Below are 26947 nucleotides of genomic sequence, written 5' to 3'. Positions count from 1 at the left end.
TCTCTAGTAACAGAAATTACTTTACACCAGTACTACCAAATCCGCCTTCGCCTCTAACGCTTTCAGACAAGCTGTCGACAACACTCCACTCTGCACGTTCATGTTTTGCAATGACCATTTGTGCGATACGTTCTCCATTTTCAACGATAAAATCTTCACTACCAAGATTTATCAATATCACCCCGACTTCGCCCCTATAATCAGCATCAATTGTACCTGGAGCATTAAGTACAGTTACTCCTTTTTTTGCAGCAAGACCACTTCTAGGTCGAACCTGTGCTTCAATACCTACAGGTAATTCAATGAAAAGACCAGTTGGTATAATAGCTCTACCTAAAGGTTGTAACGTAACAGCCTCGGTTAGATTCGCTCTTAGATCCATACCTGCAGATGCATTTGTTTCGTAATGTGGCAAATCGTGATTCGACTTATTAATGATTTTTATGTTCATCTATTTAAATATAATTTTTTAAGATTCTCAAATTCTAGTTTATACACTAAACCTAAGAACACAATTAACAGCGGTATACCCACAAAGAGGTTTCTATCAAATATGTAAAATGAAAGAATAGAAAACAAGATGGAGATTACTAAATAAAAACTAATTTTTCTGAAGTTATACGGAATAGGATAATACATCTGTCCGAAATAAAACGAAAGCAGCATCATGGTTCCATAAGCCAATAATGTAGCTACAGCAGATGCCATATACCCAAAATGAGGAATAAAAATCAAGTTTACGATTATGGTCAAAACGGCACCTATTAATGATATATATGCTCCGAATTTTGTTCGGTCGGTCACCTTATACCAAACGGAAAGATTATGGTAAATACCCAAGAAGAAAGCTGCCAATAAAATTAATGGAACTACAGGCATAGCTTCCCAATAGGCTTCATCACGTACAAAAAGTACTTTTAGCACGTCAGAGAACACAACCACTGCCAACAGTATAATACTGCCTAGTACAACAAAGTAGTTGGTTATTTGAGCGTAAGCTTTTTGCGGGTTTTTAGTGTCTGAATGGCTAAAAAAGAATGGTTCTATACCCATTCTAAAGGCAGTTGCGAATAGCGTCATAAAAACGGCAAGCTTTACACATGCACCATACTTACCAACTTCATCACTAGCTATTTCGACAGGTAATATTTTCTCAAGCAAAATTTTATCTAACACCTCATTTACGGTAAATGCGATACCTGCCACCATAACCGGCATGGCATATTTTAGCATTCTTTTCCAAATATCTATATCAAAAATATATGGTCTTCGCAGATATACTCTCAACATTAATATTAATGTAACTGCACTTGAAACTAAGTTAGCAATTAAGATATAAGAGATTTCAAAATCTGGTTTGTACATCGATGCTAGAAGACCAGTACTATCTGCAGCAGCAATTTTTGGAAGAAAAATTAAGAAAAAAGAATTCAAACCTAAGTTCAAGCCAACATTAATTAACTTAATTACGGCATAATGCATAGGTCTTTCATTTGCTCTTAACCAAGCAAACGGAATGATAACTAAAGCATCTAAAGCTAATATCCAAAAGACATAGCCTATATACTCATTTGATATTTCTAGAACATCGGATAACGAAGATTTAAACAAAAACCCAATGAGCATAAATAGCAAGGTTGATCCTAAAATGGATAACAATGATGTCGAAACCACTCTTTTTTTGTTTTCTGTATCCTTATAGAATCTAAAAAAAGCGGTTTCCATACCATAAGCAAGGAAGACATTGAAAATTGCAAAATATGCAAAAATTACCACTACTTCGCCATATGAACCTGGCTTCATTACACCGGTATAAATAGGTACCAATATAACATTAAGCATCCTTGGCAAGACAGTTGCCAAGCCATAGATTGCCGTTTGTTTAAAAAGTTTTTTGAGTGGATTCAAACACTATAAATTCAGAGGATAAAAGTACCTATTAAAAGCCTAGTTACAAAGTTAGTTTTTAGGGATACCATTATAAATTAACGGTTGCTTTTGTTTTATGCCTGAAATCTTGGTAAATTTTGTTTCACCATTCTCAATATAACTAATAACCGCCTCATCTGAATTTAAATTCAAACTCTTCGTTTCAGATGAATCTGACATTTCATTAGAAATTCTAACAACAATCATATCTTGATCATCAATTGTATTTACAAGTGCTTTGACTTGCTTACCACGAAAATAAACTTCATCAAGTTCTATAGTAACTTTCTGAAAACTAGCAACGGGAATTCTTAATTCGGTACCAGAACCGCTTTCTTCACGTCCGCCAACGTATTGTTGGCAACTGGCGTTGCCAATTTCAAAGGGAGTTTCTGTCTGTAATTTTTTTTGCGAAGTACAGCTGGTAAGACAAAGACAGAAAAGTAAAAAACAACTAGTTACATATTTCATTAGACCGATATTATCCATATAAAGATAGCAAGTAATATGGGTTTAACGACTCATTTAACATCGCTATCACAATTTAGCAATCAATCTTTCATTTGTAATTCTTTCAATTTAGAGAGTTCTTTTCGTGTCTGCTTATAGATAAAAACCGAGAACACCACTAAAAACACTACAGATGAACATAAAATATATAGATAAAACCCATTTGATAAAGAAGCTTTAAACAATGGCAATAAAATAATAAACCCAACGGTATAAATAAAAATTACCGATGGAGTAATTAGGTAATGTGTATATTTTCTAAAACTATAATAACTCGTTAAATCGTTTTGGAAGGTATTTGATTCTTTACTGAAATTTATACTTCTCAGCTTTTTTAGGCTATACATCTCAATAGCAATTCTAACTACTAAACTACCGATCATTAAACCTATACCAAGCATAAACGTCTCGCTTTTGTAACCTGAAACGTAGATTAGAAATGCAACTAAGATGATGATTGTAATGGTTTGAACAATATTACCTGTTCGTTGTTTTTGTTCTATGGATTTTACACCTTTTAAAAGCGCTTGAAATCCGTCTTCGGTGGCATTAACCGCCGATTGGCTCTGCCATTTATTCTGTAAATCTTCAAAATTATTCATTGTGGACACATTTTGTAAGTTGTTGTTTTATTCTATGTATTCTAGTACGGATGGCTTCATGCTTGATACCCATTATATCTGAAATCTCTAGCTGAGGCAATCCTTCTAATTCTAGTAAAATAATAGCTTTATTAATGCTGCTTAATTTATCGATACATTTATAAAGCTGAACCAGCATATCTTCTTTTTCAGCCGAATAATCATTAGAAGCACTAACCTGAAGATTATCAATTTCCAGGTTTTTATCTTTCTTACGCTCCCGTCGTATTTCTGCCAAGCAGGTGTTCACACAGATTCGGTAGATCCAAGTTGAAAGTCCACTTTCATTTCTAAATCCGTCTAAATTTTGCCAAACTTTAATAAAAGTTTCTTGAGCTAAATCTTTGGCAAGTGCATCATTACCGACAGTATACCCTAAACACAAACGAATGACCTTAGGGTAGTTCTGTTGATAAATTTTCTTGTATGTATTCTCTTTATAGCTCATTAGTTATTCAATGCCTTTTTAAGATTCTCGATAAACCATTGTGGTTGGTCGTACATGATAAAGTGCGATGAACCATTAGCAAATTCAATGGAATATTCTGCAAGGGCTTTATACTGTAAGTCATATGTAGATTTCGCCATGTCTGTACCATAAGGCTCGGTTGCTGCCAGTAACGTAACCGGCGAACTAATTTTAGCCAAATCTTCACGTAAATCTAACTTTAATAAATCGGTATACCCATAGACATAGGTTTCTCGATCGGCCTGAACTATCCACTTTTTAATGGTTTCTTGGTTTGATTTTTCTTTAGCCATACTATTCGCCATTTGCTGTGCCATAGCTTCAAAATCAGCATCGCCCATAGCTACTAGTTGTTTATTATATGGGGAATCGTACACCATATATTCGCTCTTGAAATCTCGCATCATTAAAGCACCTGTTGATGGTAAGGCATCTACGATAATTAATTCTTTATATGAATTGCCATCTGCAGCCATCCACAATGCTAATGCCCCACCTAAACTATGACCGATTAAAGTTGGGTTATTTAATTTCTTTTCAGAAATGTATTCTATAATTCCATCTTTAATTTTCGGCAACCATGGCTTTTCAATAGCAGGTACATCTCCAAAGCCAGCAAAAGTAAATACATGGCATTCGTAATTCTTTGATAATTCGTTTACGGTCGCATTCCAAACTTCACCAGTACAGGTAAATCCAGGGAATAAGAGTATTAGATCTCCTTCGCCAGTAACTTTTACTTCAAAAGGGTTGTATTGTGCAGTACTAGAAAAGGCAGTAAATAAAAGTAGTCCGTATAGTAATTTTTTAATTGTTTTCATCATAAGAGTTTTTGTTTGTTTGCCCTTTAGATTCAAAAATTAAAAAATGTTACATCTTAAATTGAAAAAAGATTTTATTCTGGCTCTACATCCATTCTATTTATAGCTGTGGATGCTAAAATAAACGCCGCTAAAAGAAATACTGCAGCTAAAGCATATGGTGCACCAGGAAAATAAATAGTGCCTTCAGGACGTATAAAATAGTAAAATACCGGTGCGAAGATAAATTGACCGAGAATAGCAGTAATACTTACCAAACCTGTTATGGATCCTTGTAAAATGCCCTGTTCTTTTTCAGATACCTGATTTGAAATTACCCCTTGTACCGTTGGTCCAGCAATACCACCTAACGCATACGGAATTAAGAATGCATACAGCATCCAAGGTTCTTTGGCGAATGAGAATAAGAACATACCTACGGTCCATAATAAAAACCCGAAAATAATGACCTTACGTTTTCCAAATTTCTTTACAATCTTACCCACTAAAAACCCTTGTACAATGGCCACTAGCAATCCTACTACCATTAATGACAAACCAATTTCTCTAGGAGTCCAATCATATCTTTCAATACCATAATAAGACCACGTTGATGGTAATGCCTGCCCTGCAAGATTCGCCAAGAAGAAAGCGGATATCAATAACAAAATCCCTTTATAATTTCGTAATGCAAACAAGGAGACCCCAGGAATCATCTTTGAAAAATTTATCTGTCTTCTATTTTCAGGAGCCAAAGATTCTGGAACAAAGAAATAGCCAAAAAGAAAGTTAGCAAATGTTAAGCCTGCAGCAATATAAAATGGGAGTCGGATATTGATCTCTCCGAAAAATCCCCCAATTCCCGGACCGATTATAAATCCGATTCCGAAAGCAGCACCTATTAATCCGAAGTTCTTTGCCTTATTTTCTTTAGTACTTACATCAGCGATATATGCAGACGCCACCGTAAAACTCGCGCCAGTTATTCCCGCTAAAAATCGCCCTAAAAACAACCAGGTAATTGTTGGAGCCCAAGCGTGAATCATGTAATCTACACTTAATCCGAATAGCGCAAGAAGTAATATAGGTCTTCTTCCAAATCTATCGGATATTTCGCCTAACACCGGTGAAAACAAAAATTGCATACCTGCAAAAGCGGTAGTCAGCCACATACCATAAATAATAGCCATGTGATTACCCTCACCTGTTAACTCCATAATCAAATCTGGGATAATAGGAAGGATGATACCAATACCAATTACATCAACTAAGATGGTAATGAATATAAAAAGTAACGCGGTTTTGTTTGATTTCATGGTCAAGACAAAAGTCGTATAAAAAAAGTAATCTCAAAGCTATAAAAGCAAAAACCCCACTTAAAAGTGGGGTTTTCAAATCAATATATTATCAAGCTTTTAATGACTTTAAAAAACAAGTCATCAAGTACAAATGCACAACTAGTTATTTAATGCCTCTGCACCACCAACGATTTCTAAAATCTCGTTAGTAATAGAAGCCTGTCTTGCTTTGTTGTATGTTAATTTCAATTGATCACGCATTTCTGTAGCGTTATCAGTTGCTTTGTGCATTGCAGTCATACGTGCACCATGCTCACTAGCAAATGAATCTCTAATACCTTTATACAATTGTGTCTTTAAAGATTTAGGAATCAATTGTTCAATGATTTCTAATTTCGTAGGTTCAAAAGTATAATCTGCACTTGCAGTTACTTCAACTTCTTCTAATGGAACAATAGGTAAAAATTGCTCTGTCATTACAATTTGAGTTGCCGCGTTTTTGAATTTGTTATACACAATTTCAATACGGTCATATGTACCAGCAGCAAAAAGGGCCATTAAACTCTCAGCAATATCAGCGACATTATCAAAAGTTAAGTCATCATAAACACCACTGTGATTAGCGATAACATTAAAGCGTTTTCCTAGAAAGTCATTTGCTTTTTTACCAATAGCAATAAAATCAACTGATTTACCAGCGTAAACATTTTCTGCTAGATTAACCGATTGCTTTAAAATATTAGTATTAAAAGCTCCACAAAGACCTCTGTTAGAAGTAACGGAAACAATTAAAACCTTGTTCACAATACGATTATCGGCATAAACACTACCAGAATCACCTTCTAAACTTGCGCTTAAATTTTGAAGTAATTCGGTTAGTTTATCGGCATAAGGTCTCATCGCGGTAATTGCGTCTTGTGCCTTCTTCAATTTCGCAGCAGATACCATTTTCATGGCACTGGTAATCTGCATCGTTGAAGAAACCGATGAAATTCTATTACGTATCTCCTTTAAATTTGCCATTTGTTCAAGTTAAAAGTTATGAATGAAGAGTTATGAGTTTTTAATTATTGAAACTAAAATTCTAATTAATTCTTCGCATTTAATTTTCATATCCTTTGGTACATTTCTTCCAGTCGCTTCCAATATCTCTAACCAATACATGGTTTCGTCCGCCTCCTTTAGAGCTATTCCAAACTTATTTTTAAAATCTTTCTTACTAACCCCTCGCTGCGCTTCTCTAGTATTTGCTCCAATACTAGTCCCGCTTCTTAACAATTGAGAAGCAAGCTCAAAATCTTTATTCCCTTTTAAAGCATCACAGTACAGAACAATATTACAAGCAAATTCAAAACTTTTTATCCTAATAGGACTTTCATTCAATTTACTCATAACTCATCACTCTGCACTTTTAACTTATTTATATTTCGCCGAAAGGTCTTTACAAACAGCAGTCAAGGTATCTGTAACCTCATCTGTAAGTTTACCAGCCTTCAACGTATCAAGAACATCTCTGTGCTTAGCGTTCAAAAACTCTAAGTAATCACGTTCGAATTCTTTTATTTTATCAACAGGTACGTCTCTTAACAAGTTTTTAGAACCCGCATAGATAATAGCTACTTGATCTTCAACAGTAAATGGATCGTTCTGTGCTTGCTTTAATATTTCAACGTTTCTACGTCCTTTTTCAATAACGTTTAATGTAGCTGCATCTAAATCTGAACCAAATTTCGCGAATGCTTCTAGTTCACGAAACTGAGCTTGATCCAGTTTCAATGTACCAGCAACTTTCTTCATTGATTTAATCTGAGCGTTACCACCAACACGAGATACAGAAATACCTACGTTAATTGCCGGTCTTACACCTTGGTTGAATAAATCTTGTTCTAAGAATATCTGTCCGTCAGTAATAGAAATTACGTTTGTTGGGATATAAGCAGAAACGTCACCCGCTTGTGTTTCAATTATTGGCAAAGCCGTTAAAGAACCACCACCTTTTACCATTGGCTTTAACACCTCTGGCAAATCGTTCATTTCTTTTGCGATATCATCATCATTGATAATTTTTGCAGCACGCTCTAACAATCTAGAGTGTAGGTAGAAAACATCACCTGGGTAAGCCTCACGTCCTGGTGGTCTTCTTAATAAAAGAGACACCTCACGATAAGCAACCGCTTGTTTTGATAAATCATCATATATAATTAATGCAGGACGACCTGTATCACGGAAATACTCTCCAATAGATGCTCCAGTAAACGGTGCATATACTTGCATTGGTGCAGGATCAGATGCGTTAGCAGCTACAATAGTAGTATATGCCATTGCCCCTTTATCTTCCAATACTTGAGCGATACCGGCTACAGTAGATGCTTTCTGACCTATGGCAACATAGATACAGTAAACAGGCTTACCAGCATCATAAAATTCTTTTTGGTTCAAAATGGTATCGATACAAACTGTAGTCTTACCAGTTTGACGGTCACCAATAACAAGTTCTCTTTGACCTCTACCAACTGGGATCATGGCATCAATTGCTTTAATACCAGTTTGCATTGGTTCAGTTACAGGCTCTCTATAGATTACCCCTGGAGCTTTACGCTCTAATGGCATCTCGTAAGTTTCACCAGCAATAGGCCCTTTGCCATCTATAGGTGTACCTAAAGTATCAACTACACGACCAACAATACCTTCACCAACTTTTACAGAAGCAATACGTTGAGTACGCTTAACCGTATCACCTTCACCTACTGATTTAGAAGGCCCTAAAAGAACCACACCAACGTTGTCTTCTTCAAGGTTCAAAACGATACCTTCAAGTCCGCCTTCGAACTCAACTAATTCTCCATATTGAGCATTAGCTAATCCGTAGATTCTTGCGATACCATCACCTACAGTTAAAACAGTACCTACTTCGTCTAAAGTAGCGGTAGCATCAAATCCTGATAATTGTTTCTTTAAAATTGCTGATACTTCAGCGGCTTTTACTCCTGCCATTTTTAATTAGATATAAGATATTAGGTGATAGATGTAAACATCCACTACCATATATAGTTATTATAGACTATTTGAAAATTCTCTTTTAATATTATTCAGCTTATTGGCGATACTAGCATCATATTGTAAATCTCCAACTCTTAAGATGAAGCCACCAATAATACTTTCGTCAATTTTACTCTCAATGGTAACTTCATTACCAGTAAGTGCCGCTACCTTCTTCAATATTTTTTTCTCCATTTCAGCATCTAAGGGCACAGCAGTTGTAACGTATGCTACATCTATACCTTTTAATTGCTCATTAAGAATAATATATTTTAAAGCAACCTCGTTTAGCATTCCTAAACGTTTATTGTCTACCAACATGTTAATAGTACCCTCTGTAATAGAATGGCTACCCTTGAAAATCTCAAGTAAAGCATTCTTTTTCATGGTATCAGAAACAACCGGACTAGCCAATACAACTCTTAGTTCTTTACTATTTGAAATAGTAGCGGCGATTGAACGCATATCTTTCTCAACAGCATCCAAGGCTTTGTTGTCCTTGGCCATGTCCAATATTGCCTTTGCGTAACGTAATGCAGCTCTAGATTCGCTCATTATTTCTTTTAGTTAAGTTTTATGTCGCTCAACATTGCATCTACCAATTTCAATTGCTTGTCGTTGTTAGATAACTCTCCTTTTATAACTTTTTCTGCTATAGCTACAGATAATTCTGCAACCTGACTTTTAATATCGGCAACAGCAGCTTTTTTCTCGCTTTCGATGGCAGCTTGCGCTTGCTTCAACATCTTATCGCCTTCTATCTTTGCTTGCTCTTTAGAGTCAGAGATCATTTTTTCTTTGATTTCGCGCGCTTCTTTCAACATCCCCTCACGTTCAGCACGTGCTTCTTGAAGCATCTTTTCATTATCAGCTTGTAAGTTTTGCATATCGGTACGTGCTTTATCAGCAGCAGCCAATGCCTCTTCTATACCAGCTTCTCTTTCGTTCAGCGAATTCAAAATTGGTTTCCAAGCAAATTTTACCATTAAGAAAATTAATGCTAATAATAATATTGTTTGAACAACAAATAAACCTGGTGAAAAATCGTTCAATAAAACTTCCATATCTTAATCTTTAAAATCTAAATCAATAATTAAAAAAAACATTTCCTGTAACCAACCGTTGCAGGAGAATGTTCTTTGGTTTTTGTGTTCTTATTTTCCTAAGAACAAAGCACCGAATGCCAAACCTTCCAAAAGTGCAGCGATGATAATCATCGCAGTTTGAATTTTACCTGTCGCTTCTGGCTGACGAGCAATACCTTCCATTGCTTTACCACCAATTTGACCAAGTCCAATACCTGCTCCGATTACGATTAAACCTGCTCCAATTAAATTGTAAGTTACCATACTAATTGATTTATATAATTAAATTAAAAAAACTCGTGTTAAATAAAATCCCCTCTTACATCCTCTGCATATGGCACATCATGACCATGGTCATCGTGATCATGTTCGTGATCATGCTCTGCAACTGCCATACCTATAAATAAAGCTGATAACATTGTAAAAATATATGCTTGTAAAAATGCTACAAGCACTTCAATTAAGGTGATAAAAAACGCTAATACCAAAGAAAGCCCTGTTGCCCCGACAACACCTAAACTCTCTTTCAAAGTAAACATAATCGCAATTAAACTCATAACTACAATATGCCCTGCCGATATGTTTGCGAACAAACGCACCAACAATGAGAAAGGCTTTATAATAAATGCACCAGCCAATTCTATAATTGCTAATACCGGTCTAATTAAAACAGGTACCCCTGGCATCCAAAGCATGTGCATCCAATAATCTTTATTACCACTTACGGTATAGATAATTAAAGTGAATATTGCTAAAGCAGCAGTTACCGCTAATTGCCCTGTAACATTGAATCCGAAAGGTGTTAATCCTAACAAGTTCAAAATCCAGATAAAAAAGAAAACCGTTAATAGATATCCTGTGAATTTCCTATATTTTTTTTCACCAATGTTAGGCAATGCAATTTCATCTCTAACATAAATAACCAAAGGTTCTAACACTCTACCAAAACCTGTTGGCACTTTTTTACCTGCATACTGTCTTGCCAAAGAACCAAAAACGATGAGCATAAATAAGCCCACAAGTAAAATTCCCATAACACTTTTAGTAATAGAAAAATCTAATACTTTATGTGCATTTGTAGCGTGATGTGTTTCATCGAATTCAACCTGAGAAGCACCCGTTTCTAATTCATATATTTTACTGTGAAGCTTTACAAAACTAGATCCGTTACGCTCAACAACCACCTTACCATCATCATCGTGATGAAAAGCAGAAGACATAAATGTTGTAAGACCTGTACTTGACCAAACAATTACAGGCAAAGGAAAACCAACATGTTTTCGCTCCCCATTAGAGGTATACGAAAACAAATGAAAGTCATGCGCATCTTTAATGTGGTGCAAAATGTATGCATCTACCTCATCTTTAGTGTCTACCGAAAGGTTCTGGTCCTCGTCAGATGATGCAAATCCTTGTAAGGAAAAACATAATACAAAAAGTAGTGCTGCCGTTTTCAATGTATCTAAAACTTTCTTCATTATATCTTTTTCAAAAATTAAGCTCTTGAAATTTTGCGCAAAAGTAGTTAATATTAACCTAATCTACGCAACTTTAGAGCTTTAAAATTTAAACTTTTTTACCATGCATCAATTTTGAAATGAAAATCACTTCAAGCGGCAAAAATACAATAACTGGAATTAATAGCGAAGCCCTATAATACTGGGATAACATATTTTCTCCTAAAAGTTGCGGATAAAAAATAACTGTAAAAATTATTATTTTAAAAACGAGTACTCCTAAATAAATGAATCCTAATTGTTCAAATATTCTCTCAACACTGCTGAATATTAGAAACAATAGTACTAGAATAAAAGAAAAACAAAAATGAAAAATATATGCTTTTTTTAATAATGGAATAAAATTAGCCCCAAATTCCTCTAAAAAAAATGTGTGCAAAAAAAAAGAAGTCGTGCCCACTAAAAGGAACACGACTAAATATGTTATTATTCTTCTAAGCAATTGTCCTTATTTATTTAAGGCCATTACTTTTTTAATGACCAAGTATATGGACAAAAATACGGCAAGTAAAGTAACTGTGTCTTCTAAAAACGTTTTTTCAAATTTTTGATCCAACCACTCCCCTAAAAGATTGCCTAAGAATATCGTGACACCCATTTGTATGGCAACACCAGATAAGCTTGCGGCATTTCTTAAAAGTTCAGAATTGTCATTACAAGGCTTTTGCGGCTCCATTATTAGATGATTTAAAACCTGCACCACTAGCGCCTTTACCACCGCCCATTGTACAAGAAGCATTAAATGTAGCACCTGGCTCAACCGCCAATTTATTTACAGATACGGTACCTTCTATTACTGCAGATGATTTTAAAGATAATAAGTCAGACACTAAAAGTTCGCCGTTAAAACTACCTTCTATATCTGCATTTACACATTCTACTTTACCATGAATGTAACCATCTTTACCGATAACAACTTTTCCTGAAGTTTTTACATTACCGTCTAGCTTACCATCTATGCGAAAATCAGCTTCTGAAATTATATCTCCTTTAATTTTGGTATTCTTCTCTATTCTGTTAGGTTGACCTCCTACTTCATTCATAGTTCTAGGTTTTTGTTTGTCTGAAAACATTGTTCACGGTTTTGGGGTTAAAAGCGTATTTCTATAATCGATAATATTCTTGTGTACTTGAATAATCTTATAGTTCTCCGATAAAACTACAAAATTCTCATCAGCAACTAGGTAATCCTTATTATTTTTTAGCAGCTCGGCATACCCAAGTGCAAAATCTTTAGATTTAAATCCGTGTACCACTACAAATTGATCTTCTAGATTATAAATATCTCTCGAAACTATATTTTTGTATCTAAGTTCTACGATAGATTTTTCTAACAATTCCATCAACTTTAACGCCTTTTCGGTATTGCTTCTTTTAAACGGAAAAACTACTTTCCAGTTCGATGTTCCCTTAGAATCTGTCTCTGGTGAAAATTCTTTTGGCTCTAACTTCGGAAGCTGCTCTGCAATCATCTGTTCGGCCTTTTTACCCTCCGGATTATTAGGATACGTTAGTGCCACATAATTCAATGCTTCTTTAAAAGGCTCAAAACCTTGCAGTCTACCAATTGCATTTGCCTTTAGCATCTCAAATTTCGGAACTATAGGATCACCTGTAAATCTATTGATGTTTTCTTCTGATCCTGTAATTACCTGTAAATACTTTTGGTCTTTATACTGTTTGAACAAATTCTCGTAGCGCTTTTCAGGACTATCAGAATTATCTGCTAATACCGCTTGTGGGTTCAATAGAATCTCAGCATATCTAGAGTCTGAATGGTTGGCAATAATATCTGCCTTCATAGCCTCTTTCAACGGACTATCAACTTCTTCGTAAATCTTATACAAATTGTATTTTGAAGGAAGAATTAATCGTTCTTCTGCATTAGATGCCAATACATCTTCTAATTTACCAGCTGCCAGAAGGTTTTCGTTGAACTTCTCTTTATATATTAAACCTAATTGATAGTTCGCGAAATTACGTTCTGTCTTTAGGCTGTCAATAACAGCAACATCTGTTGGTAAACGATCCATATAAAAATCTAACGAGAATTTCTCATCATCACCTACAACACTTAAACTATCATTAACCCCTTGTGCATCTTGTAATGCTAGATTTTCATTATTTATCACCGATTTGTCTGACCAACGCCAATCATCGGTTAATTCTCTATTTCCCCAGCGATTCTTAAAATCATTTTGACCGTAGCCTAAACTGGTAATATTGTAGAAATAGAATTTACCCTTATTTTCTTTACCACCTTTACTATTGCTAAACGCAGCGAAACCATCGGTAATTCTTTCTTTCTCTTTTTTCTGTGCAGCTTCTTTTGCCTTTTGCAATTCTTCAATATGCTTACCGAAATAAGCCAATTGCTCATCTTTTGGCATTTGATATAATGTTATTACACTGTCGGCATATTGCACAATGTCCTCATATTTGATAACATCTTCTAAATTATCGCGCTTCTTTTTAATAGCACGAAATTTCTTGGTATTCTCATTCAGGTTTGTAAGTACACTATCATAATAGGCACCTGCTGACTTGTATATACTTTCATCAAAATTATACTCCGCTAAATTCTCATAGTTAAGCGCATTCAATTTTGGCTTGTTTTGCGAAGCACGTAGCGATTTATTGAAATAGGCCAACGCCAAGCTATCAGATTCTTGCTTTAAATGAAACTCTGCCAATTGTCTATAAATGTCATCTAAAAAGGGTCTATTCTCCCTATTCAATTCCAATTTGGTCAAATATTCTAAAACCTCTTCTTTATTTTCAGCAGTAACCTCGGTATTCTTTAATTTTTCAATTTTTGCATTGATCATGTATACCCGTGGCGACTTTCTATTTAAGTCTATCACCTTGTCAAATGCATAATTAGCACTGTCTTTATACCCCAATTGATTATACAACTGACCTATAATATAGTAGTACCTGCCTTTCTCAGGATTTTTAGTGGTGTAGTGCGATGCAATTTTAAGATTTTGAACAGCAGTATCTGGTGCATTAAGGTTAATGAACGCTTGCGCCATCATTGCTCTTGCATCGGCATATTCTTGATCTTTTAAGCGCTCGTATTTCATTAAGCGCTTTAAGTTCTTAATGGCTAGATCATCGTTTTCTAATCGGATGTTTACTTTCTCTCTCCAAATACTAGCTTCATTCAGCTTATCGCTTTCAGAGTATTTATTTAAAATATAGTTGAAAGACTCTAATGCCGGTATATAACGCTCATCAAAATACCTTGCCTTGCCTAATAATAAAAAAGCTTCATCTATTTGTGGATTACGCTCTTCATCTTTAATATCCATACTATGGCGTTGAACAGCTTTGGTCGCTTTTTCTTCCGCGATTAGAAAATTAGGATTGTTGTCTTCTGAGTCGAGTTTAATTTCGCCGCTAACCTCTAAACGTTCTATAGGCAAGAGTTCAAAATAATCGTCTTGATAGGTTTCGTTTAAAGTCGTGCGCCCTTTTTCAAAAGCGATATTACCGTTATATAAGGTATTGTATTTGGTGTTCAGCGCATGCCAATTACGATTAATAAAGGCATCTTTTTTGGTCGAACATGCACTGAAAAGCATACTCGCCAAAACACCGGATAAAATAAGTTTATTTTTAAGATTCAAAATAGTTGATCTACGTATGTATGTTTAACTTAAAAACAGCCAGATTATTATACCGTTCATCGGTAAACCACATTTTAATTGATAGTACGGATTGTTAAACCAGAAGATATTCAATTTATTCTTATAAACCGACTAGTTTGTTTTTGCTTAAAAGCGATGTAAAACAGCAGAATTTTAGTCGCTAATCCATAAAAAATAGGGTTTGCCGATGATTTCAAGGATTAAGCTTTTATATAGAATCAAAAAACCGACTAGCTAGTCGGTTTTTTGATTTTCATTTAAAATATTGTTGAAGCGCACTTTCCCAAACGAAATTCACTCTTACAACCTAATGTCCTTGAGCCCAAATGACGGTATTACTTCACTATGAACCTAGTTCTTCGGTTAAGCTGGTGTTCCTCTTTAGAACAATTTTTACAATCATATATTAATTCTGATTCGCCTAAACCTACACCCGTAAGTCTAGAAAGTTCAACTCCTTGTGATACTATATAATATATGGTTGATGTTGCCCTTCTTTCAGAAAGTTTGAGATTGTACGCACTACTACCGCGAGCATCTGTATGTGCCCGTATCTCAATATAAACCGTTGGATTATTTTTCAAGTATTCAGTAATTTCATTTAGAACGGGTTTGGCGTCTTCACGAACCGTTGCGCTATCAAAATCATAATAAATTGGGGATAGGTTCATCATATCGGCCAGGTTATCTCCTGACTTCATATCCGCCATGTCAGTTTCGCTAGCCATCAGCTCTAGCTCTACAAGGATATTTTTCATATCCTCCATCTCTTTAATATTAATCGTATCTCGGTTAGTTTCATAACCTTCCTTAGTTGCAGTGAGGATATAGGTTGAACTTGACAGGTATTCTTCTATTTCAAATACACCTTCTTCACTAGACTTTACACTGAACTTTTCATTTTTGTTTTCGTTAGCTACTACCGTAACATCGACTTCAGCCAGAACTTCGCCTGTACTAAGGTCCTTAACAGTACCGGCTAATAGCTGTACCTTTTTTAATAGATTTGCTTTTTGGACGAAACTATAGATATCATCACTTCCTATACCGTCATTACGGTTAGAAGCAAATAGTCCTTGCATATTTTCATCGTTTACGATATAGGAGAAATCATCGGCTGTACTATTTATTGGTGTACCCAGATTGATTACTTCTGGATTTTTGGAATTTAAGTCTACTAGGAATACGTCTAAACCCCCTAAACCTGGATGCCCGTCTGAGGCAAAATACAACACATTGTTTTCTGTAATGAACGGGAATGATTCGCGGGCTTCTGTATTGATGCCGTTTTCTAGATGTTCCGGTGCTCCATAAGTACCATCCTCATTAACGCTTACCATAAAAATATCCGACCCTCCGCTAGTACCTGGCATATCCGATGAAAAATAAAGTTTTTTACCATCTGGACTCAATGCCGGATGCGCTACAGAGTATGAATCACCGTTAAAAGGCAATACTATCTGGTTGACCCATGAGCCGTCTACCAATTCAGCTTTGTATAATTTTAAGTGGCCAATACCCTTATCACTTTTTTTAATTTTCTTGTCATTGTTGGCACTACGTGTAAAATAAATGGTATTCCCGTCCCTACTAAAAACAACGGAAGTTTCTTCGTTAACCGAGTTCAAGGTATTGGAGAAAGGTTTCGGGGAGGTGTAATTTCCGAGCGAATCTAGTTTCGTGGTCACGTATAGATCTTCAAAATATCCATTATCCCATAAGTGAAGGTTTTTCTTTACCGTACCCGTATCGCGGGCGGTTGCAAATACAATCTGTTCCCCGTAAAACGAAGGAGAAAAATCTGCCCACTCTGAATTAAAGCTCAATGTTTCCAACTCGTATTCCCCTAAGTTTTTTGTGATATCACCCCTGTAGTTTCTATTTTTCAAAAAAAGTTTGGCACGCATATCTTCCGAGTATTGTTGAGAAAACTCCTCCATAATACTATCGGCACGGTCATAGTCCCCATCGGACTTTAAAGTCAACACGTGCCTATACATGGTTTCTTTACTTCCATAGCCGTTTTGGGTATTGGAAAGTTTATCGTAATAAATACCTGCTTTACCGTAGTTGCCCAATGCAAAATAGGAGTCTCCCAAGTTGCTGAATACATCGTCGTTTGCTTCTCCTTTTTTTACGATGCGCTCATAAGTTTCTATAGCATCTTGGTAAGAAAGATCCTCAAATTTTTTATCGGCCTTTAGTTCTCTCTTAGTTTGGGCGTTTAATGCACCACAGGTCATGAGAATACCCAGTATTATATATTGAAATTTCATAGTCATCTATTTTAGAAGAATCTAGCAGTTTTTAATTTTCTTGTTTTACTGAGCAATTCATATCTTAGAAATACCTCAAAAGAGCCGCTATTGAATGTGGTTGCTCCAAGTTCAGTGATTTCCCGATCATAGGCCAAACCTACCATAAATTGGTCAGAAACGTTAAATCCAATTAAACCACTTAAGGCCGCGTCCCACCTGTAGGCAGCACCTAGTATAAATTTTTCGTTGAACATAAAGTTCGCCGACACATCTACCTGTAAAGGAGCACCGCTGACCATTTTTACCAAAGTGGCCGGTTTAAACTTAACGTTAGGGCTAAGATCAAAAACGTAACCACTTATTAAATAAGTGTTCAGGCGTTCCTCAGCTAAAAAGGTTTCGGCATTTTCCGAGTCTTCAAAATGTTGGGTGCCTAAAAAGTTGGGTGCCGATAATCCTAGATAAAATCTATCAGTATGATAGTATATTCCAGCACCGAAATTGAAAGAGAAGTTGTTACTTACACCATCTTGACCCGTTCTATTTAAATCTGGTCTATAAGCTGCTAAACGGTTTAAATCAACATTTAGCAAATTCCCTCCTAATTTTAATCCGAAAGACAATTGACCTTTTTCCGAAGTAGGTATGGTATATGAAGTAGCAACATCAAAATTTGTCTCTTGACTTGTACCATTACCCAAATTATCGTTTACAATAGATAGTCCTAATCCCATACGCCCTCCAACCGGAGAATGTACGTTTAAGGTCTGAGTAGCCGGCGCACCATCTAAACCTACCCATTGCGATCGGTGCAAGGCAGCTATACTCAACATACCACGGGAACCTGTATAAGCAGGATTTACAGTCATGGTATTATACATATACTGTGTGTATTGTGCATCCTGTTGTGCATGCAAGCCTAAACCTGTGACCAACATTATTGCCATTGTTAATTTTATATTCTTCATAATTACTCTTATTGTGTAATTTTTATCTTACTAAATATAAGTATCCGGATAATATATTGGTTTGCCCGTTTACCGTATAATCAAGGATGTAATAATATGTTCCAGAAGGTAGTTCTTCTTCTGCGTTAATGGTAGCTCTCGCTGTTGAGATTCCTCTAAAGTTATTGTTCGAAGAATCATAAGAATTGGTTTCGTAAACCAAGACCCCCCAGCGGTTGAATATTTTTAAAGTATTGTCTTGGAAGAAATCAATGTTATTGATTCTAAAGAATCCTTCGTCAATCTGTGGGCCAACACTTTGGTTGTCTATGTATACACACGGATTACCATCAGTATCGAGACCAGTCTGTGGATCACATTCGAATTCCAATTCAATATTTGGGAGCTGGTCGTCCCTAAAGTCGACATCTCCTCCGGGGTTTTGAACATCCGGTAAATCGGTAGCAGGGTCTGCTATCTCGTCGTTTACATCAAAACCATCATTTATATTCGTTCCCTCAAAACCATCGTCCAGACCATCATTATCGGCATCCGTTCCTGTAGCGGTTCCTTGATCGGCTTCATCTACATCATTAATTCCGTCATCATCGGCATCAGTGTCCATGTAGTCAGGATTAAGGTCGTTATCCGTATCTACCGGGAAAATACCTTCATTACCAGTACCTTCGTATACATCGTCTAAACCATCACCGTCACTATCGTTACCACTAGGTGGAATATAGCCGTCGGTAGTCTGGGCTTCTACATTATCCGGAATACCATCGTTATCCGAATCAATATCAATAGCATCCGGTAAACCATCATTATCGCTGTCTTGTGGGTCTGTTAATGAATCATTGTCACCGTCTACATTAGGGTCTTCATCCGTATCCAAAATACCGTCATTGTCGTCATCCAAATCGGTTTCATCGGGCACTCCGTCACCATCGGTATCGATTCTATCATCCGTTGGATCTAAATAATTGGGAGTACCGTCACCATCGGTATCATCATTGGTAGAATCGTCATCGCCATCACTATCCTCGTCTAAGGTGCTGATGCCGTCTCCATCATCATCCAAATCCCTATAGTTCGCATCTTCCGTACCATCTGTATTTGGCAGGTCGGCAGCGGGGCTGTCTATTTCATCATTCACGTCGAAACCATCATTGACATCGTCTCCTTCGTACCCATCGTCTAAACCGTCACCATCGGTATCTGTTCCTGTAAAGGTTTGATCAGGAACGCCATTGAAGTCAAAGTCGTTTCCTTCATTGTTGTCCGAAACGGAATCACCATCACTATCCTCGTCTAGATAATCGGGAATTGTATCATTATCTGTGTCTTCTGGTGTAATACCTGTACCACTACCAAAATCATATGCGTCGTCTATACCGTCATTGTCACTATCGTTACCACTAGGTAGAATATAGCCATCCGTAGTTTGCGCTTCTACATTATCAGGAATCCCATCATTGTCACTATCAATATCAATAGTATCAGGGAAACCATCATTGTCACTGTCTTGAGCATCCGTTAATGGATTATTATCGCCATCAACGTTAGGGTCTTCATCCGTATCCAAAATTCCATCGTTGTCGTCATCCAAATCGGTTTCATCTGGCACCCCGTCACCATCGGTATCGATTCTATCATCCGTTGGATCCAAGTAATCGGGAATACCGTCACTATCAGTATCATCATTAGTATGATCGTTATCGCCATCAATATCTTCATCTATAGTGTTGATTCCGTCTCCATCATCATCCAAATCCCTATAGTTCACATCTTCTGTACCATCTGTATTTGGCAAGTCGGTAGCAGGGCTGTCTATTTCATCATTTACGTCGAAACCATCATTGACATCGGCTCCTTCGTACCCATCGTCTAAACCGTCACCATCGGTATCTGTTCCAGTAAAAGTTTGATCAGGGACGCCATTGAAATCAAAGTCGTTTCCTTCATTATTGTCCATGACGGAATCACCGTCACTATCCTCATCTAAATAATCAGGAATTGTATCATTATCTGTGTCTTCTGGTGTAATAGGTGTACCACTACCAAAATCATATGCGTCGTCTATACCGTCATTGTCACTATCGTTACCACTAGGTGGAATATAGCCATCCGTAGTTTGCGCTTCTACATTATCAGGAATACCATCGTTGTCACTATCAATATCCAACCTGTCTACTACAGCATCACCATCTGTGTTTGGGTCTTCTAGAGGATTGGCAGCAATGGAGTCTGAAAACCCGTCGTTGTTGGCATCGATGAAATTATCGACCCTTCCATCACCATCCGTATCTGCACCACCGGCCTCTATTAAATCTGAAATGCCATCATTGTCAGAATCTAAATCGATACTATTGATGATACCATCACCATCAGTATCAACATTGGTTTCGTCGATATCCAAAATACCGTCATTATCGTCATCCAAATCTATATCATTATCAATTCCATCGTTGTCGCTATCGTTACCAACAATTACTATGGCCGTTGGGTCATCCTTTTCTATATTGTTATCTGTCTGGTCTTGCGTATTAAAAGCAGTATTGACCAGTATATTGGAACTGCTATTAGCGGGCACATTATCCACGGTTGCGGTTATAACAATACTTTGCAGTTCACCGGGAGTTAGGGTGTCTACACTCCAATTAGGACTTGCCCAAGTGCCTTTTGTTGGCGTGGCATCGATTAGGGTAAGACCTTCCGGTAAGGTGTCCTCTATATTTAAATTGGTTACTTCACCAATACCAAGGCTTTGAACGGTAATAGTAAAAGTAGCTACATCACCAACATCTACGTTTTCTTGGTCTACCGTTTTGTTCAACACGATTTCTGGTTCACAATAAAACATAGCTATAGTATTACTATCAAAAGAACAGCCTCCTGAGGATACTTCAACATATACTTCACCAATTGCGGTTGGGGTATATTCTCTAGAAGTAGCTCCTGAAACAGCAACATCATTTTGATACCACTGATACGTATCAAAAGCGTTAGTTATGGTTATGGTACTGCCTAAACAACCTTCACCACTTATCGTAAAATCTACCACGGGTACGGTATCAAAACCAGAAAAATAAGAAGCTGTACCTATAGCACCGTTAAAACCTACATAACCTACAGATATAGGTCCTGAGGATACTATGCTAACGTTTCCTACAAGACCTGGCAAATAAAATGATTTCCATTCTGTAGTGCCTGAAACTGATCTAGAAGTGGGTAGTGAAACAGTGCCGTTACCATCTGTTACGTTAATATTGCCGTCCGGTGTAGTAGTTGATGCCAACAGATTAACACCTCCTGTTACATTTGTTTGAGGTAATTCATCAATAAACGCAATATTATCCACTATCTGAGGCATCAAACAATTAACAGGAGAAATAAAGTTCATCCCTAAATTTGGGAACCCATCTGAACCTGCGGTAAGTTGGTACGCGTATACGTTTTTAGACGCTCTTACGAACATGTTGTTACCTGCGCCTACCCCTGAATATTTGGAGCCTGGAATTTGGTAATACTCGCCCTCATTAAGCGTAACTGCCGGCGTGGTTTCATCGTTTATAAATATTGTAGTCGCATTTTCAGTAGCTATAATTACAGGAAATTCTAATTCATCTCTACCATTACCTCGCATAAAAATATATTCTTTACCCAATTTATTAATAGGCACAGATTGGTCTAAACACGCATCTTGATTATTAATATTTTGTATCAATCCCAACATTAAATTTCCATTGCTGATTACAATATCTTTATCAGATTCTATATTCGCTCCAATAGTTCCATATCTATTAATGATATTATTACCTATCCACGCCTCCAAAACATAGGTTTGGCCAGCATCTAAGGTAATGGTCAGCTCATCTGCGGTGATAGCGTCAGGATTGGTGCCCTGTCTAAAGGTACAGCCCGTATCATAATCTGAAATTCTAATAGTAGTATTATCTTCTGAAGCCATAATACCCAGTGTAGCATTGTGGTTTTCTCTAAAAGTTCCTGAATTAATAGATGGTATGCCACCCCATTTAAACGAGGTACCTAGCGCTGTACGGCCTTTACTAGTAAGATTTTCCCCTTGTGCCGTGCTATTACCCCTGTAACTAACATAGAAGAGTTGACCTCCAGGAGACTCTAAACGAAGCCCACTATTGCTTAAAACAATACCTGTATTGGCTTCCTCGACCATAGTAATGTTATTGTTGTTATTAGCAAGCGCGTATACAAAAGGAGCACTATTTGAGACACTCACCGTTGCAATGGCAACAGGATTGGTACCCTGATAGATATTTACATTAAAAGGAGTGAGTACTGGTGTAGAGAGGTACAGTGCCTGATTTCTAAACGGTACGTCATTAGTGGGGCCAGTTTGTCTTAATGGTGGTAAATAATGTAAATCGCTCAATTGCGAAAAACCAATATTAGTACCTAAAAGAAATAAACCAAAGAAAAAGGTATTTCTTAGTTTTGAAAATAGTTTTATTCTTGATTTCATTTTAAACAACTTAAAAGTATATTAGGATCTATCAATTAACCCATACATTACGAACCCAAAATTACAGTTAAGAAATACCATAACTTTGAGCGTTGTTGTCAAATGTTCCATTTCTGTGGTGTAGCAAGGGGATTTTGTGGTATAATTTCACAGTTTATTTCTTAATTATAGTAGTGGCAATTATTGGCCTCGACAAATGGTCAATTTGTTTTGTTAAAATACTTATGGTGTAAACTATAAGATAGGTTTTGGGAAGCGATAAGAAGGTAAAACTCGTTAGAGATGACCGGTTATTTTAGATGTAACCAAATACTTTTATTTTTTATTATTGTGGAATCACTTCGTTCATATTTTTTGAAAATTTGAAAAGGAGGGTTGAAGGGAGCTGTTGTTTAAACAGAAATTATGTGGCGAAAACTAGAGGTCGCCGTACGTATTAGATAACGGTCCAAAGCTAGTGATGCATCCTTTATAGAATAGTGAAGATATAAATATGATATATCAGGATAAATTCTAAATCTTATAGATAACCCTTGGTACTATTAAATAGTATACCTATTAATCTACTGTTTTGGATAAGATGCTATTTCTTGAAGCAGTACTAATTCAAAGATGTTTTTTTACTTTCTCATTCTAATTTCTGTATAATCTAAACACCCAAGATTTCTTTAGTTCTAAAACTGTAAATTAAATAATTTGGTGAAGATATTTTAGTCTGCTAACCTCCAAAAAAGGCTTCTAGTTCCTTTAGCGTTTCGGTAGATGTTCGAATATCCTTTACAATTTCACCTTTGTTCAGAACAACAATGCGTTCGCATACTTCGGTAACGTGTATTAAATCGTGACTGGAGACTAAAACAGTGACATCTTTTTTATTAGCCAAGTCTTTAATAATTCCCTTTAAGCGTATCTGTGTAGTTGGGTCCAGATTGGCAAAGGGTTCATCTAATACTACTACTTTTGGGTCTCCTATAAAGGATGCTACGATACCCGCTTTCTTCTGATTTCCTTTAGATAAATCTCGTAAATACTTCTTCTGCCCTAAAATTTCATCATGAAAGAAATCTTGATAGCCTGCTAACAATGCATCGACATCAGCCTTGTTCTGGCCGCGAAGGTCGCCGATAAAGTAGAAATACTCCTCAGGAGTCAAGTACCCTATTAAAAAAGTTTCATCTATAAACGATGATGTAAACGGTTTCCAATCTTCACTAGTGTTTACCTGAACATCATTATTAATAATATGACCTGTACTTGGTTGTATTAAATCTAGCAACAAACTAAAAAGTGTTGTTTTACCCGCACCGTTATTACCCACCAAACCAAAACTTTGCCCCGTTGGTATGTTTAAAGATTCAATATTAAGAACTTGTTGTGAACCGTATTTCTTTGATAAATTTTCTATTGTAATCATAATCTTGTTGTTCTAATTTTATAGGATGAAATTTGATGCGATAAATGGAAAAACCTTAACTAGCCTTCTCTTTAAAACCGGCAATCATTCCGTATTTTTTTCTTTTGTATTGTTCCGTAATTAAACCTAGTAAATAATTCTTCATAGCAAAACCAATGACCCCTAATGCTGATAATACTATTACCGCAACTTGTAAATTAAAGATGTAATAAAAAACGGAGAATATTATAATAGGAACCACCAACACGGGTAGCATAATTAAAAATTGAGTTGCACTAGTACCTTGCATATTACCAAACGGACTCTGATCTAACTCTATTCTTTTCTTATTGAAAGAACCAAAATATAAAATGACGGGTATATTTACCCCTAAATTATAGAGCGCACAACCAAAATTAATAGCTAATGCTTCCCAACCAAAGTACACATAGGGTATCGTTAATAAAAACATGCCTACAACACTTACCGTAATTAAAATAACTTTAGATTCTAAATATTTACGCATAGGTATGTTTTGCGACATCATCATACTATAATAGCTACTATCCCAAGCAGGTATAAATTGACCGAAATTACTTAAAAAAATCCCCGTCATAAATATGCCGACAAGTGCTTTCATAGGCATCATACTACTGTATACTTCAACTGTGTAGAACACTAAGCCATAAAAAACGAAAAGTAAAGAAATGAATACTTGAGACTTGGTTCTTTTATTTCTCCAAATCATTTTTAAATCGAGCTGTAAGAATGAACCCATTTCTCCAAAACGCTTTGTCCAAGCTAAATCTGACGTATTCGCTTCTACAGATTTAGCTTTTAATGTTGCATCTAAATAAATCTTATTTTTTAGATATTTATAATTCGCATAATAAATAAATACCGCTAACGCAATCGGAATCAATACTGTAATTGGGTATGCATAAAGTGCATGAAAAACAGGAGCAAAAAATTCTTTTATTGAAAACACTTCGAAATAATCCAATCCGTACCCTAAAGCAAGAATGACTCCTATTCCAATAAGAACCTTCTCATTCTTATTAATTAGAAGATTCACATAATTAATACAAAGTACAATACCTATAATACCAACAATCCAAAGCAAAACATTTAATACCGGGTAGCCATTAAACAGCAATACAAATGCAAAGGGTACAATAAAAAATAGTGTCAACAGATTATAAATAGATGCTGCTGATCTGCCTAATATATAATGTGCAATAGTGCTTTTTTTAACCGGGGTGGTCAAGAATGGTTTTATATCCATTACTGGTAATTTCTGCATGAAATAACGTAAAAATAATTCAATTAAAATCCAATAGATAAAATACTGACTAATACTCCACATTGGGCTCTGATCTGGGAATATTTCTTTTAAAAGAAAGTATATTCCGCCTCCAGTTACTGCAAGTGATAAAAGCAAGTATACCCCCATAAAGCCCATGAAAATTTTTATTCCCAGGCTTTTACCAAGGTTAGAGGACCTAAAAAAGGATTTCCATTGTAAGGAAGAAAAACGTTTAAACATTCGGTTGGTTTTAGTATTCTGAATATAAGTAAGAAAAATCTCGAGTTTGTTACAAACAAATTTCAAAAAATTCTTTAAGCTCTTATTTTATACCTTACTATATATACCTAAAAAATTAACCGATTAATCCCTCTCTCTTTATAGTCAAAAACTCCTTCTCTAGCATATTTGAGGTCCCCAACAAGGCTTTATCTAAATAAGAAATCGCTAATTCTTTCTCTCCTTTTTTAGTATATAATTCTGCATAACAACCATAATACAAATACGCTCTTTGTCCTAAATCTGAAACATCTATACTATTTAGTAAGTGAAGTGTTTTTTCATAATCACTCAATTGAATACATACCGTAGCATGATTCAATAAGGTAAACATATTTGATTCCAACATATATAATTGTTCATACCAATTAGAGATATTTTCCCAGTTGGTGTCTTCAAAAGTTTTGGCATTTAAATGCTCTGATGCTATTGCAGCTTCGTAATGATAAATAGAGGTGTCGTCATACTCCAAAGCTTTATTCATAGCACTATTACCCATTTTTATCAATGGAAAATACCATTTGGTACGGTCTTGATTCTGCAAATCAACTATTTGATTATCTATAGATATTTTACTTTCTAATCGAGACATGTGAAAACATAGTAACGCAAAAAGTGCATACAAACTTCCGCTTCTAAATCGCTCTTTTTTCAAAAGAAGTTGACAAAGTCGAATAGCTTCGCCACACAAATCTTCCTTTACTAATTTATCGGTATTGGTTGAATGAAACCCTTCATTAAATGTCAAATAGATTACTTCCATAACTCGTACCGTTCTTTCAGGAATAGCTTCGGGAGCTGGGTATTTAAATTGAATGTTATTCTCTCTAATAGATTTCTTAGCACGGGTTAATCGTTTGACTATTGTTTCTTCTTTAGTCAATAATGCGGCAGCGATTTCCTTAGTACTAAATCCAGAAATGGTTTTTAAAGCAAAAGCAATTTGCTCGTTTGGGTGTAGACTAGGGTGACAGGCAACGAAAATCATTCGTAACTGACTATCGGCGACCTCATGGTCTAAAAATAATTCATCAATCTGTAGCGATGATGCCCCTGTAGTAATTTTAAAATTCCTATTCTTTTCGGCTTGTATACTTCGTAGAATATCTATGGTTCTATTTTTGGCAACCTTGTTCAACCATGCTTCAGGATTATCTGGAATCTTTGTCCTCCATTTCGAAGTTGCTTTTATAAAAGTATCCTGTACCGCATCTTCAATAGTTTCAATATAAGAGAGTCCAAAAAAGCGGGTTAAAATAGCGACCATCTTCCCGTAATGATGTCTAAAAAGATGGTCTACTACTTTATGTTCCATATAT

24 protein-coding genes are annotated in these 26947 nt (G+C 36.0%); all 24 read right to left on the bottom strand.

Annotation, left to right across the window (positions count from 1 at the left end; all coding sequences use genetic code 11):
- Positions 1-16 precede the first annotated feature (16 nt).
- Entirely contained in the window at positions 17-451 is a 435-nt protein-coding gene (dut, locus tag ACPF9A_RS10250; protein ID WP_424004133.1) for a dUTP diphosphatase, read from the bottom strand.
- On the bottom strand, positions 448-1908 hold the full coding sequence (locus tag ACPF9A_RS10245) for a lipopolysaccharide biosynthesis protein (protein WP_424004131.1): 1461 nt from the start codon (positions 1906-1908) through the stop codon (positions 448-450). Before ACPF9A_RS10245 ends, dut begins: the two co-directional genes overlap by 4 nt.
- 51 nt (positions 1909-1959) lie before the next feature.
- Complete coding sequence (locus ACPF9A_RS10240; RefSeq protein WP_424004129.1) at positions 1960-2400, bottom strand: hypothetical protein; 441 nt, start codon at positions 2398-2400, stop codon at positions 1960-1962.
- Between the two features lie 80 nt (positions 2401-2480).
- On the bottom strand, positions 2481-3041 hold the full coding sequence (locus tag ACPF9A_RS10235; RefSeq protein WP_424004127.1) for a hypothetical protein: 561 nt from the start codon (positions 3039-3041) through the stop codon (positions 2481-2483).
- Positions 3034-3528: an RNA polymerase sigma factor gene (locus tag ACPF9A_RS10230; protein WP_424004125.1), complete on the bottom strand. Its 495-nt coding sequence runs from the start codon at positions 3526-3528 to the stop codon at positions 3034-3036. Before ACPF9A_RS10230 ends, ACPF9A_RS10235 begins: the two co-directional genes overlap by 8 nt.
- Entirely contained in the window at positions 3528-4373 is an 846-nt protein-coding gene (locus ACPF9A_RS10225) for an alpha/beta fold hydrolase (protein WP_424004123.1), read from the bottom strand. The genes ACPF9A_RS10230 and ACPF9A_RS10225 overlap by 1 nt, the downstream gene beginning before the upstream one ends.
- Before the next feature lie 71 nt (positions 4374-4444).
- The gene (locus ACPF9A_RS10220) at positions 4445-5665 is read right to left on the bottom strand and encodes a TCR/Tet family MFS transporter (protein WP_424004121.1); all 1221 of its coding nucleotides are present in this window, start codon (positions 5663-5665) and stop codon (positions 4445-4447) included.
- A 141-nt stretch (positions 5666-5806) separates the two neighbouring features.
- Entirely contained in the window at positions 5807-6670 is an 864-nt protein-coding gene (gene atpG / locus ACPF9A_RS10215) for an ATP synthase F1 subunit gamma (RefSeq protein ID WP_424004119.1), read from the bottom strand.
- Positions 6671-6700: 30 nt separating this feature from the next.
- Positions 6701-7039 (bottom strand): four helix bundle protein, encoded by a 339-nt coding sequence (locus ACPF9A_RS10210; protein ID WP_424004117.1) that lies wholly within the window; start codon positions 7037-7039, stop codon positions 6701-6703.
- A gap of 24 nt (positions 7040-7063) precedes the next feature.
- Positions 7064-8641, bottom strand: coding sequence for a F0F1 ATP synthase subunit alpha (gene atpA, locus ACPF9A_RS10205; protein WP_424004115.1), 1578 nt, complete (start codon positions 8639-8641; stop codon positions 7064-7066).
- 60 nt (positions 8642-8701) lie between these two features.
- Complete coding sequence (gene atpH / locus ACPF9A_RS10200) at positions 8702-9241, bottom strand: ATP synthase F1 subunit delta (protein ID WP_424004113.1); 540 nt, start codon at positions 9239-9241, stop codon at positions 8702-8704.
- Positions 9242-9249: 8 nt separating this feature from the next.
- Positions 9250-9750, bottom strand: a complete 501-nt coding sequence (locus tag ACPF9A_RS10195; RefSeq protein WP_424004111.1) for a F0F1 ATP synthase subunit B — start codon at positions 9748-9750, stop codon at positions 9250-9252.
- 90 nt (positions 9751-9840) lie between these two features.
- Positions 9841-10035 carry an ATP synthase F0 subunit C gene (gene atpE / locus ACPF9A_RS10190; protein ID WP_036825176.1) on the bottom strand — a complete coding sequence of 65 codons (195 nt, stop codon included), beginning with the start codon at positions 10033-10035 and terminating at the stop codon, positions 9841-9843.
- A gap of 38 nt (positions 10036-10073) precedes the next feature.
- Positions 10074-11249 (bottom strand): F0F1 ATP synthase subunit A, encoded by a 1176-nt coding sequence (gene atpB, locus ACPF9A_RS10185; RefSeq protein WP_424004108.1) that lies wholly within the window; start codon positions 11247-11249, stop codon positions 10074-10076.
- A gap of 88 nt (positions 11250-11337) precedes the next feature.
- Positions 11338-11730 (bottom strand): DUF6168 family protein, encoded by a 393-nt coding sequence (locus ACPF9A_RS10180; RefSeq protein WP_424004106.1) that lies wholly within the window; start codon positions 11728-11730, stop codon positions 11338-11340.
- A gap of 6 nt (positions 11731-11736) precedes the next feature.
- Positions 11737-11964 (bottom strand): AtpZ/AtpI family protein, encoded by a 228-nt coding sequence (locus tag ACPF9A_RS10175; protein ID WP_424004104.1) that lies wholly within the window; start codon positions 11962-11964, stop codon positions 11737-11739.
- Entirely contained in the window at positions 11942-12361 is a 420-nt protein-coding gene (locus tag ACPF9A_RS10170; RefSeq protein WP_424004102.1) for a bactofilin family protein, read from the bottom strand. Before ACPF9A_RS10170 ends, ACPF9A_RS10175 begins: the two co-directional genes overlap by 23 nt.
- Before the next feature lie 3 nt (positions 12362-12364).
- The gene (locus tag ACPF9A_RS10165) at positions 12365-14875 is read right to left on the bottom strand and encodes a tetratricopeptide repeat protein (RefSeq protein ID WP_424004451.1); all 2511 of its coding nucleotides are present in this window, start codon (positions 14873-14875) and stop codon (positions 12365-12367) included.
- A 401-nt stretch (positions 14876-15276) separates the two neighbouring features.
- The gene (locus tag ACPF9A_RS10160; protein WP_424004100.1) at positions 15277-17217 is read right to left on the bottom strand and encodes an OmpA family protein; all 1941 of its coding nucleotides are present in this window, start codon (positions 17215-17217) and stop codon (positions 15277-15279) included.
- 11 nt (positions 17218-17228) lie between these two features.
- Positions 17229-18167 (bottom strand): PorP/SprF family type IX secretion system membrane protein, encoded by a 939-nt coding sequence (locus tag ACPF9A_RS10155; protein WP_424004098.1) that lies wholly within the window; start codon positions 18165-18167, stop codon positions 17229-17231.
- Between the two features lie 22 nt (positions 18168-18189).
- Positions 18190-22650, bottom strand: a complete 4461-nt coding sequence (locus tag ACPF9A_RS10150; RefSeq protein ID WP_424004096.1) for a gliding motility-associated C-terminal domain-containing protein — start codon at positions 22648-22650, stop codon at positions 18190-18192.
- 718 nt (positions 22651-23368) lie between these two features.
- Positions 23369-24064, bottom strand: coding sequence for an ABC transporter ATP-binding protein (locus ACPF9A_RS10145; RefSeq protein WP_424004094.1), 696 nt, complete (start codon positions 24062-24064; stop codon positions 23369-23371).
- A 55-nt stretch (positions 24065-24119) separates the two neighbouring features.
- A complete protein-coding gene (locus ACPF9A_RS10140; protein WP_424004092.1) occupies positions 24120-25589 on the bottom strand; it encodes a DUF5687 family protein in 1470 nt (489 codons plus the stop codon).
- Between the two features lie 115 nt (positions 25590-25704).
- The gene (locus tag ACPF9A_RS10135; RefSeq protein ID WP_424004090.1) at positions 25705-26943 is read right to left on the bottom strand and encodes an RNA polymerase sigma factor; all 1239 of its coding nucleotides are present in this window, start codon (positions 26941-26943) and stop codon (positions 25705-25707) included.
- Positions 26944-26947: the final 4 nt, after the last annotated feature.

This window comes from Maribacter sp. IgM3_T14_3, from assembly GCF_049603095.1.
In the GTDB taxonomy this organism is placed as follows: domain Bacteria; phylum Bacteroidota; class Bacteroidia; order Flavobacteriales; family Flavobacteriaceae; genus Maribacter.
Note: the sequence above shows the minus strand (reverse complement) of the source record. Positions and strands in the feature narration are given on the sequence as shown.